We start from the raw sequence: 18296 nt of genomic DNA, 5'->3' as shown, positions 1-18296 counted from the left end.
ATGCCGTCTTTTTTGATGAATTCTCTTTTAGCCCTCAGAGAAGTTATGTTTTTCAGTGGCCTCCACAGTAACAGGGTTTATTATTTCACCTGTCTACCGTATGGGGAGTATATCACTTTTAGGAACACGATCTTCATGTTGCAATAATCACTTAGCCCCCTGTGACAGAGGAAATTATCACTATTATTAAGCTGGATACAAATTGCGTATTAGGCTTTACTGTGAAGGGTAACTAGGTAACCGTCTGGGTCGGCAAATGTAAAGGTTCGCCCGAATGGTCCATCTATTGGTGCGGATGTAATCTTTACACCTGCTGCAATAAGCTTGTCGTGGATTTCTTGCGTATCAGGGGCATGAAGCCACAGAGCGACACCAAGTCCAGGCTGAGTACCTGAACCGAGTTCTGTTCCTGGCATTAGGTCACGCAGAGCAAATGCAATCGGCTTTGTTTCAAAGACCACAGCATGGGGTGGTCCCGCCTGTGAGCGGACCAGTCCGAGATAGTTTTGATAGAATTCCGCAGAGCTTTCAAGGTTGCTCACTTGAAGTGAAATGAAATCGGGTCCAATTACTGACATAATAATGTCTCCTTTGTATATGGGGTTGTTTATATTATTAGCATTTGCAAATCTTTAGTGCACCATTCGTTTCATTATAAAGACATGTAAATAACCTCACTTCCATTTGGTATGTCTTGATTATACAAGCCCCCTACTGCCAACAGTATGTCAGTAGCGTTCTTTCATTTTTTCGATTTTTTCTCTTAACAAAATGCACCTCTGCTCACTCATTGCAAAGTACACAATGAAGAAAGCCGAAGGTGCATCTAGTTTGACAAAATCCTATGTCTTTTTAAAAAATTAGGTGTGACTTTCGTTCTATCTCAGATAAGTGAGCGGATTTTGCGCTGTATTGTTTTTACGAATTTCAAAATGAAGATGCGTTCCGGTTGAACGGCCGGTGTTGCCCATCACGCCGATAGAGTCGCCCTTGCTTACAGTCTGGCCGGCGGAGACGCCGATGCTGCTCAGATGACCGTACAACGTCTGATATCCGTTGCCATGGTCGATAATAATCACATTTCCATATCCATTCTGCTGTCCCTCAAATACAACCCTGCCTTCATCCGCTGCCTTGACATCGCTGCTGCCCACCATGTCGATGCCTTCGTGCATTCTGCCCCAGCGCGAGCCATAGCTGCTCGTCAGAGAAGCTCCGGATACCGGCCATGCAAAATCGCCCGAGCCCTGGCCAATTACCTTGGTCCCGCGCAGCACCACTTCCGGTATGGAAGCCTTCAGCACCTGCTGGCCGAGCCACTCTTCCTTCACGACTTCCCCGTTTTCTTTCGTGATCCGGTAATCCATCTGCTTCAATCCGGCCTGTCCGGGACGAACCACCTTGGAGGTTCCGGCTTTCAACTCGTCGCTCTCACGAACGACCCGCTCCGGCTGAATCTTGATCTGTTCAACCACCTTCTCCACCGTTTTGACCGTTACCGGTGGCTTTGGCGCCGTAATTTTAAGCTCATCGCCGATTTGCAGGTACTTCTCCTTCGTTCCAGGGTTCTTTTGCTTGATCTCCCATGCCGTCATTTCGAACTTGCTGGCAATGGTAGAGAGCGTATCCCCTTCTCTTACCGAATACGTCACCGGCTCTTCCCGTTCCTTCATCAAGGTGTTGAGCGCTTCCTCCTCCGTGAGCACCTTGTTCGGATCCGCCTTCACCGGCTCAAAATCGATGTCCTCATTGATGCCGACAGAGGTCAGCCAGGTCTTTGGCGCTGCGGCAGCCGTCCCTGTCGAAGTCTTCCTGGCGCCGGATTGAATCCCCGTCGTTCCATCACTGTCCGGTACGTATTGCTTCTGGACCTGTTTCAATACAGCCTTAGCTGATTCAGTATCCTTAACAATACCGATGGCTTCTCCATCCACGACCAGTTCAACGCCCTTGGCATATGCAGTCAGCATGTCGTCCAGCTTGTTCAGCGTCACATTGCTGTCGATATCCGCCTTGTAGGCTTTCTCGACCTTGGTCGAGACGCCTTCGGTATTCAGCACCATTTCTACATCCGGATATTTCTCGGCATACTCTTGCGCTTTGTTTTTATACAGCTTCTGCAATTGCTCTTCGCTCTGGAGAGCTCCTACTTCGGTGCCTTTAATATACACCTTGTAGTAAGGGACCGTATTGGCAGCAACATATTGATTGCCTGCAAATATGATCCCGCCCACGATAATGATGCCACCGGCCGCCGCCGCAGCCCATTTGCGGGGCCCGTGCAGGCCGTGGTTCCACTGCCTGATGTCAAAAGTGAGCTTCTTCTTGTCTCCCTTCTCTTCATTACCGGTGGTCTGTTCACCGGATACGCCGCTTCCGGGCTTCTTGCCTTTCAAGCGTGTTCCCTTGAAACCCTTCATGGTTCTCTCCCTTTCATATCTTTCTATGGCTCGCGGTTGAATATTTGTAGTAAGGATAAGGTCATGTTATTTATTCGTATATCGTATGACTTTTAAAACTGCATATATGCGAAAAAGGTTTCAAAATTTTAACCTTTTCATAATACCTGTATACTTTAACACAGCTTTTACCGGGATTTCAACTTTACTAAACAGCGAAAAAAGCCGCGCGGGGCGCGGCTTGAACACGGTTTTTTCCATTGGCTCGCTTTTGTTTTTTGGATTTTATTCCTTAAGCAATTTCATTAATTTGGTGTACTCCTCCGTGGTCATCCGTTTGGCAATCACCTGTTCGATCTCCTGCAGCTCTGTTTCCGTCAGCCCGTCTTCCATCGCAGCGGAAATCCGCTGCATATCCTCAGCTGGCAGCTTGTTCATCAGCATGGTAAAGATCTCCTGTTTCTCCGCTTCCGGCAAGCTATTCTTCTTCTCCGCAATTTCACCCGAGGTCATGACCAAGTCCTCTCCGTCGGTCTCCGCCCCAGCAGTTTCACCGGCATCCTCCTGTGGAGCAGCCTCATCCTGACTGCTCCCCATAACCGGCAACGCATCGTCCGGCACCTCTTCAGAGCTCGACTTCACCGGTTCATTCTCTTGTACTGACGTGCTGTCCGTTGCTCCCGAGCCGCTCAAGCCGGCAGATTCCGTTGTGCCGGTATCCGGTTGCTTGCCCCCGAACAGGCTTCCGCCGAATCCATTCAAGCCTATGGCCGGTTCGTTCTCAAGCTGTATATTAAAAGATTCCAGCAGCGATTTCACATACGCAGTCACGACCATCCCCGTAGTCAGCATCGTCAACCCGCTGATCAGGACCACGGTCAGGCCTGTCTTCACCAGCCATCCGAGCCATCTCATGTTCGATCTCCTCCTCTTGGCACCACACAACAGCTTTCATTACCCTTTTCTTCCAGTATGGACGAAAAAGAAGCGCCTTAACCCTGGATGGCGTGCAGAAGAGATAAGTGTACAGGTTTCATGAGATAACGAAAAAGCGTGCCGGCCGCATATTTGTAAATACGCGGTCAGCACGCTGAAAATATTGCTCTATTATACGTAAATTGGCAGCACCTGGTTCGTCTGCTCGCGGTTGCGGCCGACGGAGAAGATGGCAATCGGGATGTCTGTGAGCTCGGATACGCGCTTCACATAATTGCGTGTATTCTCAGGCAGCTCATCAAGCATCTTCACACCGCTGATATCCTCGCTCCAGCCTGGCAGCTCTTCATAGACAGCTTCGCACTCAGCCAGCATTTTCAGGCTCGCCGGATAGTGTGTAATGATCTCCCCACGATATTTGTAGCCTGTGCAGATTTTCACCGTCTCCAGGCCAGTCAGAACGTCCAGCGAGTTCAGGGACAGCCCCGTAATACCGCTCACACGGCGGGCGTGGCGGACAACCACGCTGTCGAACCAGCCGACACGGCGCGGACGCCCGGTCACCGTTCCGTACTCATGGCCTTTTTCCCGAATAAAATCACCGATCTCATTGTTCAGCTCTGTCGGGAACGGTCCGTCACCTACACGAGTCGTATAGGACTTCGCCACACCAATGACCTCTTTGATCTTGGACGGGCCGACGCCTGAACCGATACATACACCACCTGCCGACGGGTTGGAGGAGGTTACGAACGGATAAGTTCCCTGGTCGATATCCAGCATAACGCCTTGCGCACCTTCGAACAGCACCCTCCGGTCCGCATCAATCGCATCATTAAGCACCACCGAAGTATCTGTAACGTATGGACGAATGATTTCCGCATAATCCAGGTATTGCTTCAGGATTTCTTCCACATCCAGAGGCTCGGCGCCGTATACCTGTGTGATGACCTGATTCTTTTCCTTCATCAAATGGCGCAGCTTCTGCTCGAATTCCTCCGCATCCAGCAGATCGGAAATCCGGATACCGTTGCGTGCCGCCTTATCCATGTAAGCAGGACCGATGCCCTTGCGGGTCGTTCCGATCTTGTTTGGTCCTTTGCGGTCTTCCTCCAGCGCATCCAGTGTCATGTGATAAGGCATGATGACATGAGCACGATCGCTGATGACCAGATTTTTAGTAGAAAATCCATTTTCATGAATGTAATTGATTTCTTCAATTAAAGCTGCAGGATTAATGACCATGCCGTTGCCAATAACACAAGTCTTCTCCGCATAAAATACACCGGATGGGATCAGGCTGAGCTTATACTTTTTGCCTTCGATCAGAATGGTATGTCCGGCATTGTTGCCGCCTTGGTACCGGGCCACTACATCAGCGCTTTCTGCCAGAAAGTCCGTGATTTTGCCCTTTCCTTCGTCTCCCCATTGTGTTCCCACAACGACTACAGTTGACATAGTTTCATTCCTCCGTGGAGTGCCCCAGACACTCTGATTTTGGACTGCTTCCCCACCCGGGCAACACCTCACTCCGGTGCAGCGGACAGGATTTGGACAACAGGAAAAACGTCCGGCAATTGTTCCTGGACTGCGGAACATCCCGGGCGTGCATGATCCTGCCGCTTTCGAGCAGCAACTCAAGTGTAACAGCCTCCATTTTTAAAGTCAATAAAAAACGAACAATATATAACATGGAAATTGAATTGTTCGTAATTAAGCCTTTTCCCTTCAAAAAAGGCATCCGGCAGCCATTGTTCTATGGCTTTGGGATGCCCTTCAGACTACATGCGTATCTGATACAGCGGCAGACGGTTTAACCTGCAAACGCATCGGCATACGCCCGCTCGTAGTTGGCGAATTTATTATAATTTTTGAGAAATACGAGCTCCACCGTACCTACCGGGCCATTACGCTGTTTGGCGATAATGATTTCAATAATATTCTTCTTCTCGGTTTCCTGATTGTAATAATCATCCCGGTACAGGAAGGCCACGATGTCGGCATCCTGCTCAATCGAGCCCGATTCCCGCAGGTCACTCATCATTGGACGCTTGTCCTGCCGTTGTTCCACGCCCCGGCTGAGCTGGGACAGGGCAATGACCGGCACTTCCAGCTCACGCGCAATCTGCTTCAGCGTACGGGAAATTTCCGAGACCTCCTGCTGGCGGTTCTCGCCGGCTTTGCCGCGCCCATGAATGAGCTGCAGGTAGTCGATAACGATCATGCCCAGGCCCTTCTCCGTTTTCAGACGGCGGCATTTGGCGCGGATATCCGCGACCGTTACCCCCGGCGTATCGTCAATATAGATCTCCGCTTCCGCCAGGGCCGCAATGCCCATCGTCAACTTGGCCCAATCCTCATCACCTTTGAATTCCCCGGTCCGCATGACGTTCGCATCCAGATTCGCCTCCGCGCAAATCATACGCTGTACGAGTTGAGCTGCCGACATCTCCAGACTGAAGATGGCCACGGTCTCCTTGGCGCGTACGGCGACGTTCTGCGCAATGTTCAAGGCGAAGGCGGTCTTGCCCACGGAAGGTCGTGCCGCTACGATGATCAGGTCACTGCGCTGAAACCCTGCGGTCATTTTATCGAGATCCACGAAGCCCGACGGTATACCTGTCGTGGTGCCCTTGTTCTGATGCAGCTTCTCCACCTTATCGAACACTTCCATCACGACATCGCGTATGGCAATAAAACCGCTGCCCGAACGGCTGTTGGAGATTTCCAGAATACGCCGCTCGGCGTCGCTGAGCATGCCCGGCACGTCTTCGCCGCCAGCGTATCCTTCGCTTACAATCTGCGTAGCTGCCCGGATCAAACGGCGCAGCATCGCCTTCTCTTCGATAATCTGGGCGTAATAATCCACATTGGCGGCAGTCGGCACACCGTGGGCCAGCCTGGAAAGATAGCTTACGCCCCCGATGTCCTCCAATTGACCCTTGTCCTGCAGCTTGGAGGTCAGAGTGATCAGGTCAATCGGCTGACCCGCCTCACCAAGCTCAATCATCGCTTCAAAAATCAGCTGGTGCGATTTATCGTAAAAATCATCTGTCTGAACCCGCTCCATCGCCGTAATGAGCGCTTCGGCCTGCAGCAGAATTGAACCGATTACCGCCTGTTCGGCCTCCAGATTCTGCGGAGGAATCCGGTCATAAAATTCGCCGCCCATATTACTCTTCAGTCACCTGAACCTTAAGAGTCGCCTTCACTTCCGGATGAAGCTTGACCAGCATTTGGGTCACGCCGAGCGCCCGGATCGGCTCCTCCAGTTCAATTTTCCGCTTATCCAGCTTTACGCCGCTGGACGCCAGCACATCCGCAATCTGCTTGGAGGTAATGGCCCCGAACAAACGGCCGCCTTCGCCGGCCTTCGCCTTCAGTTGCACAGTCATCGCCTCCAGCTTTTTGCCAAGCTCCTGGGCTTCCGCCTTCTCCTCCTGCTTGCGTCTTTCTTCCGCCGCATGTTGGTTCTCCATTACCTTCATGTTGCCTTCCGTTGCTGGACGCACCAGATTGCGGGGCAGCAGAAAATTCGTTGCATAACCATCCGATACTTCCTTAATCTGTCCTTTTTTGCCTTGACCCTTTACGTCTTTCAGAAAGATAACCTTCATTCGAACAGCCCCTCTTCCCCTTCTATTTCAGCCAGTACTTCGGTCAGCCTGCGCTCCGCTTCTTCCAGTGAACAATCCAGCTGGACCGCCGCGTTCGTCAGGTGGCCTCCGCCTCCCAGCCTTTCCATAACTACCTGTACATTCATACGCCCGAGAGAACGGGCACTGATTCCCATCAAGCCGTCCGGACGTTCGCTGACGACGAAGGACGCCAATACGTCCGTCATATTGAGCAGCGTGTCCGCGACCTGGGCAATGAGCAGCTGCGGAATTTTCCGGCCGGGCTCGGTCACCGCCAGCGCAATGTGCCCATACAACATTTTAGCATGCTTGATGATTTCTGCCTTAGCAATATATTCATCCAGATCTTCTTTAAGCAGCCGTTGAATCATTACCGTATCCGCACCACTTCTTCGGAGGAAGCCCGCCGCCTCAAAGGTCCGTGATCCGGTATGCAGGGAGAAATGCTTGGTATCCACGGTAATACCGGCCAGCAGCGCCGTTGCTTCCAGAGGCGTAAATTGCACTTTATCATGAATATACTGCAGCAGCTCCGTGACCAGCTCGCATGCCGAGGAGGCGTAAGGCTCCAGATAGATCAATACCGCGTCATTAATAAATTCTTCCCCACGGCGGTGATGGTCGACAACGACCACGCGGCTTGCTTGCTTGACGAGCCGCGGCTCCATGGTCATCGACGCTTTGTGCGTATCCACCACGACCAGAAGGCTGTGCTCGCTCATCATCTGCATCGCCTGCTCCGGCGAAATGAATGCGCCCGCCAGCACCTCCTCCTTGTTCACCTGGTCCATCAGGCGGGTGATCGACGGATTCGACCTATCCAATACGATATGAGTGTCCACGTTGAACAACGAAGCCGCCTTCCACACGCCGATGGCAGCGCCGATAGCGTCCATATCGGGGTTCTTATGCCCCATAATAATCACCCGGTCGCTTTCCTGCATCAGATCACGCAGGGCATGGGCGATTACTCGCGCTCTTACCCTCGTCCGCTTCTCAACAGCATTGGATTTGCCTCCATAAAAGGACAGCCGTTGTCCCGCTTTCACGGCCGCCTGATCTCCGCCGCGTCCAAGCGCCATATCCAGACTGGATTGCGCCAGCTCGCCCAGCTCGCTGATCGTCTCCGCTCCGAAGGCAAGGCCGATGCTCAGCGTCATCGGCACCTTAAGATCGGCCGTCATTTCACGCACGGTGTCCAGAATCACGAAGCGGCTCTGCTCCAGTTCGGCCAGTGACTTGTAGCTGAGCATCATGAGATAGCGCTCCGAGGAGAGCCTGCGCAAATAAACACCATACTGCTTCGCCCAGGACGTAATCTCGCTGGATACCTTGGCAATCAGCGCCGTCCGCTGCTGGTCATCCATGCTTTGGGATGCCTCATCCAGATTATCTAGAAGTACGATCCCGATAGCGAGACGTTCGTTCTCGTATTTATCCCTCAGTACAGCCAGCTCCGTAATTTCATAGAGGTAGACAAGCCTTTCATCCGGAATGATGAGGAAGCGGTAAAACCTGCTGTCATGCTGCAGTTCTACCTGATGCTCCTTCACCGCTTCCTTGCTGTCCTTGTCCTTCCTGGCCTGCAGGACGCCGGCCAGCTGCGGAAACAGTTCCTGCAGCGGCTCACCGATCAAGGACTGCTCCACGAACAGATCTGCGGCAAACTTATTAGTCCACTCCACCGAACGGTCCTCGCTGTAGAGAATGATCCCGTACGGCAGTGTGTTGATCACTTCTCCCTCGACCCTTTTTACACGGAAAGAAAGACCGGTAATGTACTCCGACAGATCGTTTCTGAACCGCATCTCGGCCCGCAGCAGCACACCCCCCATGACAAAAGACAGCAGCAGACCGATTACGCCAAGCTTCCAGTTGTACCATGTCAGCGAAATGACCAGCAGCAGCAGCAACAGAAACGCCCATACAGTATGATAGCCGTGCCAGCGTTGCTGAAGAAATTTAGGCATGACTCTTCACCCTACCTCTTCGATCTTGTAATGGCTTCACGCAATGGAAAGGCTAAGTCGATAATGCCGATGATGCGCAGCGGATGAATAAGCAGCACGATCCCTGCGAACACGAAGGAAAGCACCGGATTCCATTTGCGGGCATGCACGAGAAAAAAGAAGAATCCGATTGTCTGAATCAGAAAGCAAATATTGATCAGCGGAACAAGATTGGCGGCAATCGTGGTCGCCCAGCCTCCATCCGATCCGTTGGCAATCCATTCTATGATGACGGCCAGCAGATAATACCAAATTAGCGCACGCGGCAGTCTCCATTCGCGGGCAGGCTTCATTTTTGGCACCGCCATGCCCATGGAGCTCAAGATCGGCCTTGTCAACGCATGCGTAATGACAGCCATCGTGAACGAGGTGACAATCAGGGCATACGGAATCATAAGCACCGTTACATCGGCGATATTCTTCGTTGCCGCATCATCCCATCTCATTTGGGTAAGCGGGTTGTTATTGGTCATATCCTGCAGCGGGGCCACCATTTCCGTTACGATTTGCCGGATATATTGGGACAGATCGAACTGAAAAAACAAGGTTCCCACCAGCAACAACAGCAAAAATTCGGCGATAATGACACCGGTGCCGATCATGAGGGTATGGAAAGCGGGTGCGCTTTTCTTATACGACCTGCCCATGATTATCGCCGGAATCAAAAAGTATGCCATAGGAATCAAAAACAGCGGACTGATTATGGCAAGAATCAGCGCCACCGGTATAACACACACTACAAACTGCCTGACGGGCTGGGACGCGAACAATACGGCACCGGGCACGATCAGGAAAAACGGGGTAAGGACCCTCAGTGGAGTGAGCAATGATAATAGCAGCAGCAGATAGATGATGCTCCATACCACCGCAGCCACGCTTGATTTCAAATGTGTTCACCTCTTACGCATATGTTCTTCGAGTGCGGAAATATCCTGATACCAGTCTTCAAGCTGGTGGCCCTCCTGTCTGTGCTTTCTCAGTTTGGCGAGCAGCTGCTGATCCAGGTCGCTGTACGTGATACCCATCCGCCTGCCCAGTATGTAAGTGCTCATGATCAGACTTGCCAGACTGTCTCCGATGCGGGAAGTGCTTCCTTCCCAAATTGCCCTGAACAAGCGCGACACCTGATCGAGCACTTCCGTCTTCAGCCATTCTATAACCTTTGCGCGTTTGGCTACATCCAGTTCTTTAGACATATAGTGAAGAGCCACATCCTTCTGAAAGAGCATTATTCTCCATTATAGCATAACCCAAGTTCATTACGAAGGAACATCCCGGCACGCAGAAGAAAAGCCCGCCTCACCCCTGGAGCCTCAGGCCAGCAGACTTTCCTCCAGCAATATTCCTTTTATCCGCCCGAATTCATGGATTCCCTTGATACAAATTTTTCACAATACTCGATGATTTGACTGCGCCTTACGATGCCTATAAAACGTTCCATGTCATCCACTACAGGAACAAAGTTTTGTACCTTGGCAAGATTGATCAGATCTTCCATATTCGCTTCAATCGAAACAGGCTTGATCTTCGCCCGCAGCGGCACATCCTTAAGCAGGAACTTTGAAGCGTTCTCAAAAGTGATTAGCCCTTTTGAATTTTTCATATGCCAGAGCAGATCCCCTTCCGTCACCGTTCCGAAATACCTGCCGTCTTTATCCAGAATCGGGACAGCTGTAAAGCGGTGATACTCCATGCGCTCCAGCGTTTGCCGCAGCGTAGAATCGGATGTAACATAGGCTACCTCCTGTTTGGGCAGCAGAAAAAATGCAATATTCATAACCGCTCAATATCCTCCTTCAGATTCCCTGGACCCCTGTCCACTGTTCCACGAGGAACAAAATCAGCAGTCGGCGAACCGGCTGCTGATGAATGGACTGCTATACGCTCTTTCGTTTCACTCAATTTCCTGGCGGTCCGGAAGCTTTAACGTCGCAGACGTTGTATTGGGGTCCATCCAGTTTTCAATGAGCGATTTGGCGTACTCCAGGTCTTCCTCGTTTGCTTTATCATAATAAGTGCCATTCATCTTTAACCCTTCTCCCATAATGGTGAAACTGGAGATTTGAGGTTTGGTCTGTGTCAATACCTGTCTGCCCAAATCCACAATAAAGCCTGGCTGCATGTCTGTCTGGAAATTCTGTCCCATGATGTCCAGCAGCTCAGGTATTTGAGTGATCCCGTTAATGGTCAGTACTTTTTGGGCCAGCGCGTTCAGAAAAATTTGCTGGCGTTTCGTCCGGTTAAAATCACTGTCCTCGCGGTAACGGACATAATACATCGCTTCTTCTCCATTATATACGGACTTGCCGCCTTCGATCTTGAACTTCACATGATTCGGATTCTTGTTCTCCATATCCTCTTCAATAGGCAGAGACACGCCTCCGACGGCATTCACGACATCCTGTATGGCCTGGAAATTGATGGTTGCATAATAATCAATTTTATGGTCTAGGAGGTTCTCTACCGTATCGATGGACATTTCCTCTCCGCCGTACGCATAGGCATGCGTAATTTTGTCGAAGTCGTCCTGCCCGTCATGGTCTGCATCCCTGCCAACGACCTGCACATACGTATCACGTGGAACCGATACAAGGAGCACCCGCGATTCCTTCGGCCTGACCGCCGCAAACATGATCGTGTCCGAGCGTCCCCTGGTCTTCTCGTACGGACGCTTGTCAGAACCCAGCAGCAGCACGGAAAACGGCTTATCTTGATACGATACCGGCTCAGGGGCCGGTAAATTGCCTCCGCCCCGCGGCTGATAGGATTGCTGAAGCTTGCTCTCCAGCGTCGGGGAAATGAACCAATCAAAAGCAAGCGCCGTCAGCGGTTTACGGAACAAATACGCGCCTCCGGCCAGCAGGACAAGAACCAGGAGACCGATCAGCCAACCGTTTCCCCTCTTCTTCCTCCTTTTTCTTCTCTTTTCCGCAGATTTTTTCTCCATCGTATGATTCCTTCTTCACATATAAAATAGAACCGCCCGTATGATCCACCCTATCAACAGCAAGCCCGATAGTTATTTGCTTGCTTTTTCTCATTTGTTAACGCCATTCATGAACATTGGAGCACATGGGGCTCTGTTACCAGCATAAGTTTTTATACAGCCTTCTGTCAAAAACATAGGTCTTTTGACGGGATCAAGCCCTCCCTATTGTAATCTCGTTGATGGAAAAAGGGAATGCCCTTTTCTTTAGTATATTCCAATATATATGCACAATAATGCACTATTCACGCCGGCCCCTACAAAAAAAGGTTTTGCCCAGGGGCAAAACCTGATTGCAATTTTTAAAAAAATCTCACAGTTCAGATAATTCAGGAGCCAAATAACTCCAGCTCAAGAGGCGATCCTTAAGTGACGGCTCGAAGTCAAAACCGTAATCAAACAATTTGCGTGTCTCCTCAAATCGCTCCTCCCGGCTTGACGCGCCCATGACGACGGCGATCAGCCGTTTCCCGTTTTTCTCCGCTGTGCCGGTAAAGCAGTATCCCGCTTCAGCCGTATATCCAGTCTTTAATCCGTCCGTACCCGTATATGAGTAAGGCCCGTCCAACGAAGAAAGCATCCAGTTCGTGTTGCTGAGATACAGCCCTTTGCCTTTCAGCTCCATCTGAGTGAGACGGGATGTGCTCAGAATTTCAGGATGGGAGGAAAGCAGATAGGAAGCCAGCTTCGCCGTATCTGCGGCTGTCATCCGTGTATTTCCATGGATATTTGCCGGGTGATTCAGACCAAGCTCCTGCTGTTCCGCTCCGGAAGCATTGGCAAAGTATGTACCGCTAGAGAGCCCGATCTTCGCCGCTTTCTCATTCATCCGCTGTACAAAAGCGGCCTCCGAGCCGGACAAATGTTCAGCGAGTGACACGGCTGCGTCATTCGCGGAGTAGATTACCATGCTCTGGAACAGCTCGCTGACGGTTATAAATTCCCCATGACGCAGGGACAGATTCACGCCGCCTACTGTGCTCGCATAACGGCTGATGGTGACTTCATCGCTCCAATTCACCTTTCCCGCAGCAACATCCTCCAGCACCAGCAGCTCTGTCATGAGCTTGGCCATGCTTGCGGACGGAAGTGGTTTCCCGCCGTTCACGTCTATCAGCACTTTGCCTGTTCGCAGGTCCAGCAGAACTACGGCTTCCGCGCGCACATCAGGCTTGCCGATCAGCACGATCGGGTAGGCCGCCAAAAATATAATTACTATTAACGCCGGGATAAGCCCCCAGCGGAACCACCGCATTTTCATCATCGTCCAACCCCCATATCTATTAGACGATGGAAAAGGCCATTTTGTCTGCAATTTTTGAAAAAAATCCAAAAAATTTTTTTAATTCACTTCAACGGTGATTCCGAGCGGGAAATGACAAGCCACCTGCCGTCCCGGCAGCACCTCTGTCAGCTTTGGCTCCTGCTGGCTGCATGCCTCCTGCGCCAGCGGGCAACGGGTATGAAACCGGCAGCCCGAAGGAGGATTGGCAGGAGACGGCACGTCACCCGTCAGCACGATACGGTCCCGCTTCTTTTTCGGATCGGCCCGCGGGATGGACGACATCAAAGCCGCCGTATAAGGATGAAGAGGCTGGGCGAACAGCTCTTCCGTGGTCGATACCTCTACCAGTTTGCCCAGGTACATCACACCTACACGGTCTGAAATATGACGGACGACATTAAGTCCATGGGCAATGAACAGGAAGGTCAAGCCCAACTCCCGCTGCAGCTTCATCATCAGATTGAGTACCTGGGATTGTACAGACACATCCAACGCGGATACCGCTTCATCCGCAACAATAAATTTCGGGTTCAGGGCAATCGCACGGGCGATACCTACCCGTTGGCGCTGGCCACCGGAAAACTCATGCGGATACCGGTTGCGCCGCGAGGCGTCCAGGCCAACCAGTTCCATCAGTTCAACGACACGCTCATCGATCTCCTTGGCCGACATGCGGCGGTGCACCAGCAGCGGTTCACCGATAATTTCCCGTACTGTAAAACGGGGATTCAGCGAGGCAAACGGGTCCTGGAACACAATCTGCATTTCTTCCCGCAGTTCCCGCAGCTTGCCTTCCGGCAGCTTATGGATATCCGTCCCCTGGAAGCGCACTTCCCCCTCCGTAGCCTCCTGCAAGCGCAGAATGACACGGCCAAGGGTGGATTTTCCGCAGCCGGATTCTCCAACCAAACCGAAGGTTTCCCCTTTGCGGATCGCCAGAGACACATCGTCGACCGCCTTCACATGACCGGTTACCCGATTGAACAGCCCGCTTTGAATCGGGTAGTATTTTTTCAAATGATCCACTTCAATTAAAAATTCGGTACTCATACACGTTCACTCCGTTTCTCCAGTTCACTGCCCTGCTCCTGACCGTCAAACAGCCAGCATACTGCCCTCTGATCCTTCCCGATCTGGAAGGACGGTGGCTCCTTCTCCCTGCAAATATCCATTGCATGCGGACAGCGGGGATGAAACCGGCAGCCGGACGGGAGTTGGCCGAGCGAGGGGATGCTGCCCTGTATCGTGAACAGTTCATTTCCGCGCTCCCCTTCCAGGCCTGGAATGGACTTCAGCAGCCCCAAGGTATACGGGTGACCGGGATTTTCGAAGATCTCCTCAACCGAGCCTTCCTCCACGATAGCTCCGGCATACATGACGGCAATCCGGTCCGCCATCTCCGCTGCCACGCCCATGTCATGCGTAATCAGCAAAATGGACATGCCGATTTCCTCCTGCAGCTTGCGGAGCAGATCGAGAATCTGGGCTTGTACCGTTACATCCAGCGCAGTCGTAGGCTCGTCGGCGATCAGCAGCTCCGGACGGCAGGCCAGGGCAATGGCAATAACGACCCGTTGACACATGCCGCCGGACAGCTCGTGCGGATACTGCTTGGCGCGAACTTCAGGCGCAGGAATGCCGACCATGCGCAGCAGATCGACAGCCTCCTTCCAGGCCTGCTTCTCGCTCTTCTTTTGGTGCAGCTTAAGGCTTTCCGCGATTTGCTCCCCTACGGTAAACACCGGATTCAGCGAGGACATCGGATCCTGAAAAATCATGGCAATCCGGTTGCCGCGAATATGTCTCATTTCCTCCTGGCTTTTCTCGGCCAGATTTTCACCGTGAAACAGAATGCTTCCCTTCAGCAGCTTACCGCCTGCATAATCAATCAGCCGCATGACGGAATGAGAGGTGACGCTTTTTCCGCTGCCGGATTCCCCGACAAGGCAGAGGGTCTTCCCCTTTTCCAGCGTCAGTGTGACCCTGTCCGTCGCATGGATCCATCCTTTTTCCGCTTTAAAGCCGGTCGTTAGTTGATTAATTTCCAGTATTTTCTCTGTCACCTTGCAATGATCCCCCTTCATTGAACTACCTCTTATACAAAATGGCATGCTACTAAATGTTGTCCTCCCACATCCCTGTAGGCCGGCGCCTCCTGTCTGCATTGATTCGCCGCGAGCGGGCAACGGGTATGAAATTTGCAGCCTGAAGGCGGATGGGCCGGACTGGGGATGTCCCCCTGCAGCACGATCCGCTGCCTCCGTACCGTCGGGTCCGGGATCGGTACGGCCGACAGCAGCGCTTTGGTATACGGATGCAGCGGGTTGCTGAAAAGCTCCTCCTTGCCGGCCATTTCCACCATGGAGCCGAGATACATAACGCCAATGTGTGTGCACAGATGCTGCACCACGCTAAGATCATGGGAAATGAACAGATAGGTCAGTTGCCGGTCCTGCTGCAGATCACTGAGCAAATTGATAATTTGCGCCTGAATGGACACGTCCAGCGCCGATACCGGTTCATCCGCCACGATAAAGTCCGGATTCATGATCAGAGCGCGGGCGATACCAATCCGCTGCCGTTGCCCGCCCGAAAATTCATGTGGGAACCTGTCATAATGATACGCTGACAGCCCGCAGATGCCCAGCGTCTCATACACCTGCTCCCGCAGCTCGCCGCGTCCGATCAGCCCATGGTCAAGCAAAGCTTCTCCGATAGCTTCGCCTACCTTGATTCGGGGATTCAAGGAGCTGAAAGGGTCCTGGAACACGATCTGCATCTTCGGACGCAGACGGCGGATTTTCTCCTTGGACAAGGCATGGATGTCTTCGCCCTGGTAGAGCACCTCGCCATCGGTTTTGTCCGTCAGCCTCAAAATGGTACGCCCAATGGTGCTCTTGCCGCAGCCCGATTCGCCGACCAGGCCGAAAGATTCCCCTTTATGGATGCGGAACGATACATCGTCAACCGCCTTGACATCCCCTACCCTGCGCTGGAGAATGCCCCCGGTGATCGGATAGTATTTCTTGAGCCGGTTGACCTCGACCAGTGCTTCGCTCATGACGGTCTCCCCCCTTCCTCTTCGTATAGCCAACAGGCCACCTTGTGGCCCTGCCCGTCGGCACGAAGCGGCGGAGTTTTCTCCCTGCATACTTGCATGCAAAATTCACAGCGTTCGTGAAAATGGCAGTTGTTTTCCAGGTCAAGCGGGTTGGGCACCTGGCCTGGTATCGAATAAAGCCTTTCCTGTCTTTGATTGATCACAGGCTTAGCCCTCAGCAGCCCCTGGGTATATGGGTGCTTCGGACTCTTGAACAGATCGAACACCGAAGCTTCCTCAATCACATTTCCGGCATACATCACCACGACATAATCAGCCATTTCAGCCACAACCCCCAGGTCATGCGTAATCAGCATAATTGAGGTTTTCATTTTGGCCTTCAGGTCACGCATCAAATCCAGAATCTGCGCCTGAATGGTCACATCCAGCGCCGTGGTCGGCTCATCCGCGATCAGCAGCTTGGGATTGCAGCTCAGGGCTATCGCAATCATAATACGCTGCCGCATGCCGCCGCTCAGTTCATGCGGATAGGATTTAAATATAACCTCCGGAGGGGAAATCCCCACCAGCCTGATTAGTTCAATCGCACGTTCCTTCGCTTCCCTGTTGCTCATCAGCGTATGCATCAAGAGCGGCTCCATGATCTGTTCGCCAATCGTTAACACGGGATTCAACGAGGACATGGGCTCCTGAAAAATAATGGAGATCTCATTGCCGCGAATTCTCTGCATCTGCTTCATATTGAGTGACAGCAGATTCTGTCCCTCAAACCAGATTTCCCCCTCAGAGTTATGCGGGGAGTCGATCAGACGCATCATTGTCATGGCCGTAACGCTCTTGCCGCAGCCCGATTCGCCCACGACACACAGCGTCTCGCCTTCCCTGATTTTAAAGCTGACGTCATTGACGGCTTTGACGACTCCGTTCGAGGTATGAAAATGAGTTTTCAAATGACGAAATTCAACCAATGCATTCTCCATAAGCATCGTCTCCTTCCCGGGAATAAGCTCAGCTGCAGCCTATCTTTTCATTTTGGGGTCCAGCGCGTCACGCAGCCCGTCACCGATCAGATTGATCGCTACGACGGTAACCAATATACACATGCCTGGCGGAATCCAGAGCCATGGACGTTTGCGGAAATCGATCAGGTTGTTGGCAGCCGAAATCATATTGCCCCATGAAGGCGTAGGCGGAACGACGCCGATGCCGAGAAAGCTCAGCGCGGATTCGGTAATAATCGCACCCGCGACACCCAGGGTAGCCGTGACGATAATCGTCGGAATCGTATTGGGCAGAAGATGACGGAAAATTTTGCGGCGGTCGCGAAGCCCCAGCGCTTCAGTAGCCTGCATGAACTCCTGCTCACGAAGTGTCAAAATCTGTCCCCGGACGAGCCGGGACAGCGTGGTCCAACTCAATGCCCCGATAATCAGCATCAGAAAATAGATCCGGTTCACCGGGTTAATCTTCAAATCCGACAATACCGCCCCCAGAATAATAAGCAGCGGCAGTTGTGGGAGCGACATAAATATATCGGCGACACGCATGATCAATGTATCTACACTTCTCCGGTAAAATCCGGCCAATGAGCCCAGCGTCGCCCCGATCACCACAGAAATCGCCGTTGCGACCAGTCCTACAGTCAATGAAATCTGGCCTGCCAGCATCGTCCGCAGCAGGATGTCTCTGCCCAACTTATCCGTGCCAAGCCAATGGGCAGCGCTCGGCGCCTCGTTCTTGTGGGTGAGGTTGTAATCATTCACGTTGTAAGGCGACAGTCTGGGGCCGATAAAGCTGATCAGCACCATGATGACAAGGATCACCAGCCCTATGAAAGCCAGCCGGTTGCGTATGAAGCGCCGCATCGCCATTCTCCATGGAGACTCTTCACGGCGCACAGGAGTCTTCTGATTCATTTCAACGGACACCGTTTCACTGGACAACCGAATCCCTCCTATCGTCAGAGATAAGCTTGGGCCATA

17 protein-coding genes are annotated in these 18296 nt (G+C 52.2%); all 17 read right to left on the bottom strand.

Annotated features, from left to right (window positions below; genetic code table 11):
• Positions 1–209: 209 nt before the first annotated feature.
• Positions 210–578, bottom strand: a complete 369-nt coding sequence (locus ACE5LO_RS20080; RefSeq protein ID WP_375521777.1) for a VOC family protein — start codon at positions 576–578, stop codon at positions 210–212.
• Positions 579–878: 300 nt separating this feature from the next.
• A complete protein-coding gene (locus tag ACE5LO_RS20075) occupies positions 879–2420 on the bottom strand; it encodes a peptidoglycan DD-metalloendopeptidase family protein (RefSeq protein WP_375521776.1) in 1542 nt (513 codons plus the stop codon).
• 264 nt (positions 2421–2684) lie between these two features.
• On the bottom strand, positions 2685–3314 hold the full coding sequence (locus ACE5LO_RS20070; RefSeq protein ID WP_375521775.1) for a hypothetical protein: 630 nt from the start codon (positions 3312–3314) through the stop codon (positions 2685–2687).
• A gap of 192 nt (positions 3315–3506) precedes the next feature.
• Positions 3507–4793 carry an adenylosuccinate synthase gene (locus ACE5LO_RS20065; protein ID WP_375521774.1) on the bottom strand — a complete coding sequence of 429 codons (1287 nt, stop codon included), beginning with the start codon at positions 4791–4793 and terminating at the stop codon, positions 3507–3509.
• 355 nt (positions 4794–5148) lie between these two features.
• Complete coding sequence (gene dnaB, locus ACE5LO_RS20060; RefSeq protein ID WP_375521773.1) at positions 5149–6507, bottom strand: replicative DNA helicase; 1359 nt, start codon at positions 6505–6507, stop codon at positions 5149–5151.
• 1 nt (position 6508) lies between these two features.
• Positions 6509–6952, bottom strand: a complete 444-nt coding sequence (rplI, locus tag ACE5LO_RS20055) for a 50S ribosomal protein L9 (RefSeq protein WP_375521772.1) — start codon at positions 6950–6952, stop codon at positions 6509–6511.
• A complete protein-coding gene (locus ACE5LO_RS20050) occupies positions 6949–8943 on the bottom strand; it encodes a DHH family phosphoesterase (protein WP_375521771.1) in 1995 nt (664 codons plus the stop codon). The genes rplI and ACE5LO_RS20050 overlap by 4 nt, the downstream gene beginning before the upstream one ends.
• 11 nt (positions 8944–8954) lie before the next feature.
• Positions 8955–9869: a DUF2232 domain-containing protein gene (locus ACE5LO_RS20045; RefSeq protein WP_375521770.1), complete on the bottom strand. Its 915-nt coding sequence runs from the start codon at positions 9867–9869 to the stop codon at positions 8955–8957.
• 6 nt (positions 9870–9875) lie between these two features.
• Positions 9876–10178, bottom strand: coding sequence for a MazG-like family protein (locus tag ACE5LO_RS20040; protein ID WP_375521769.1), 303 nt, complete (start codon positions 10176–10178; stop codon positions 9876–9878).
• Between the two features lie 152 nt (positions 10179–10330).
• Positions 10331–10759: a CBS domain-containing protein gene (locus ACE5LO_RS20035; protein ID WP_375521768.1), complete on the bottom strand. Its 429-nt coding sequence runs from the start codon at positions 10757–10759 to the stop codon at positions 10331–10333.
• Between the two features lie 117 nt (positions 10760–10876).
• Complete coding sequence (locus ACE5LO_RS20030) at positions 10877–11929, bottom strand: LCP family protein (RefSeq protein WP_375521767.1); 1053 nt, start codon at positions 11927–11929, stop codon at positions 10877–10879.
• Between the two features lie 352 nt (positions 11930–12281).
• A complete protein-coding gene (locus ACE5LO_RS20025) occupies positions 12282–13232 on the bottom strand; it encodes a D-alanyl-D-alanine carboxypeptidase family protein (protein WP_375521766.1) in 951 nt (316 codons plus the stop codon).
• A gap of 78 nt (positions 13233–13310) precedes the next feature.
• Entirely contained in the window at positions 13311–14303 is a 993-nt protein-coding gene (locus ACE5LO_RS20020) for an ABC transporter ATP-binding protein (RefSeq protein WP_375521765.1), read from the bottom strand.
• Positions 14300–15316 carry an ABC transporter ATP-binding protein gene (locus ACE5LO_RS20015; protein WP_375521764.1) on the bottom strand — a complete coding sequence of 339 codons (1017 nt, stop codon included), beginning with the start codon at positions 15314–15316 and terminating at the stop codon, positions 14300–14302. The genes ACE5LO_RS20020 and ACE5LO_RS20015 overlap by 4 nt, the downstream gene beginning before the upstream one ends.
• A 32-nt stretch (positions 15317–15348) precedes the next feature.
• The gene (locus ACE5LO_RS20010) at positions 15349–16314 is read right to left on the bottom strand and encodes an ABC transporter ATP-binding protein (RefSeq protein WP_375521763.1); all 966 of its coding nucleotides are present in this window, start codon (positions 16312–16314) and stop codon (positions 15349–15351) included.
• Positions 16311–17294, bottom strand: a complete 984-nt coding sequence (locus tag ACE5LO_RS20005) for an ABC transporter ATP-binding protein (protein WP_375521762.1) — start codon at positions 17292–17294, stop codon at positions 16311–16313. Before ACE5LO_RS20005 ends, ACE5LO_RS20010 begins: the two co-directional genes overlap by 4 nt.
• 39 nt (positions 17295–17333) lie before the next feature.
• Positions 17334–18257 carry an oligopeptide ABC transporter permease gene (gene opp4C, locus ACE5LO_RS20000; RefSeq protein ID WP_375521761.1) on the bottom strand — a complete coding sequence of 308 codons (924 nt, stop codon included), beginning with the start codon at positions 18255–18257 and terminating at the stop codon, positions 17334–17336.
• Positions 18258–18296 lie beyond the last annotated feature (39 nt).

The sequence above is a fragment of the Paenibacillus medicaginis genome (assembly GCF_042138635.1).
Lineage (GTDB): Bacteria > Bacillota > Bacilli > Paenibacillales > Paenibacillaceae > Paenibacillus > Paenibacillus medicaginis.
The sequence above is the reverse complement of the archived record's forward strand: the minus strand, read 5'-3'. Positions and strand labels throughout refer to the sequence as shown.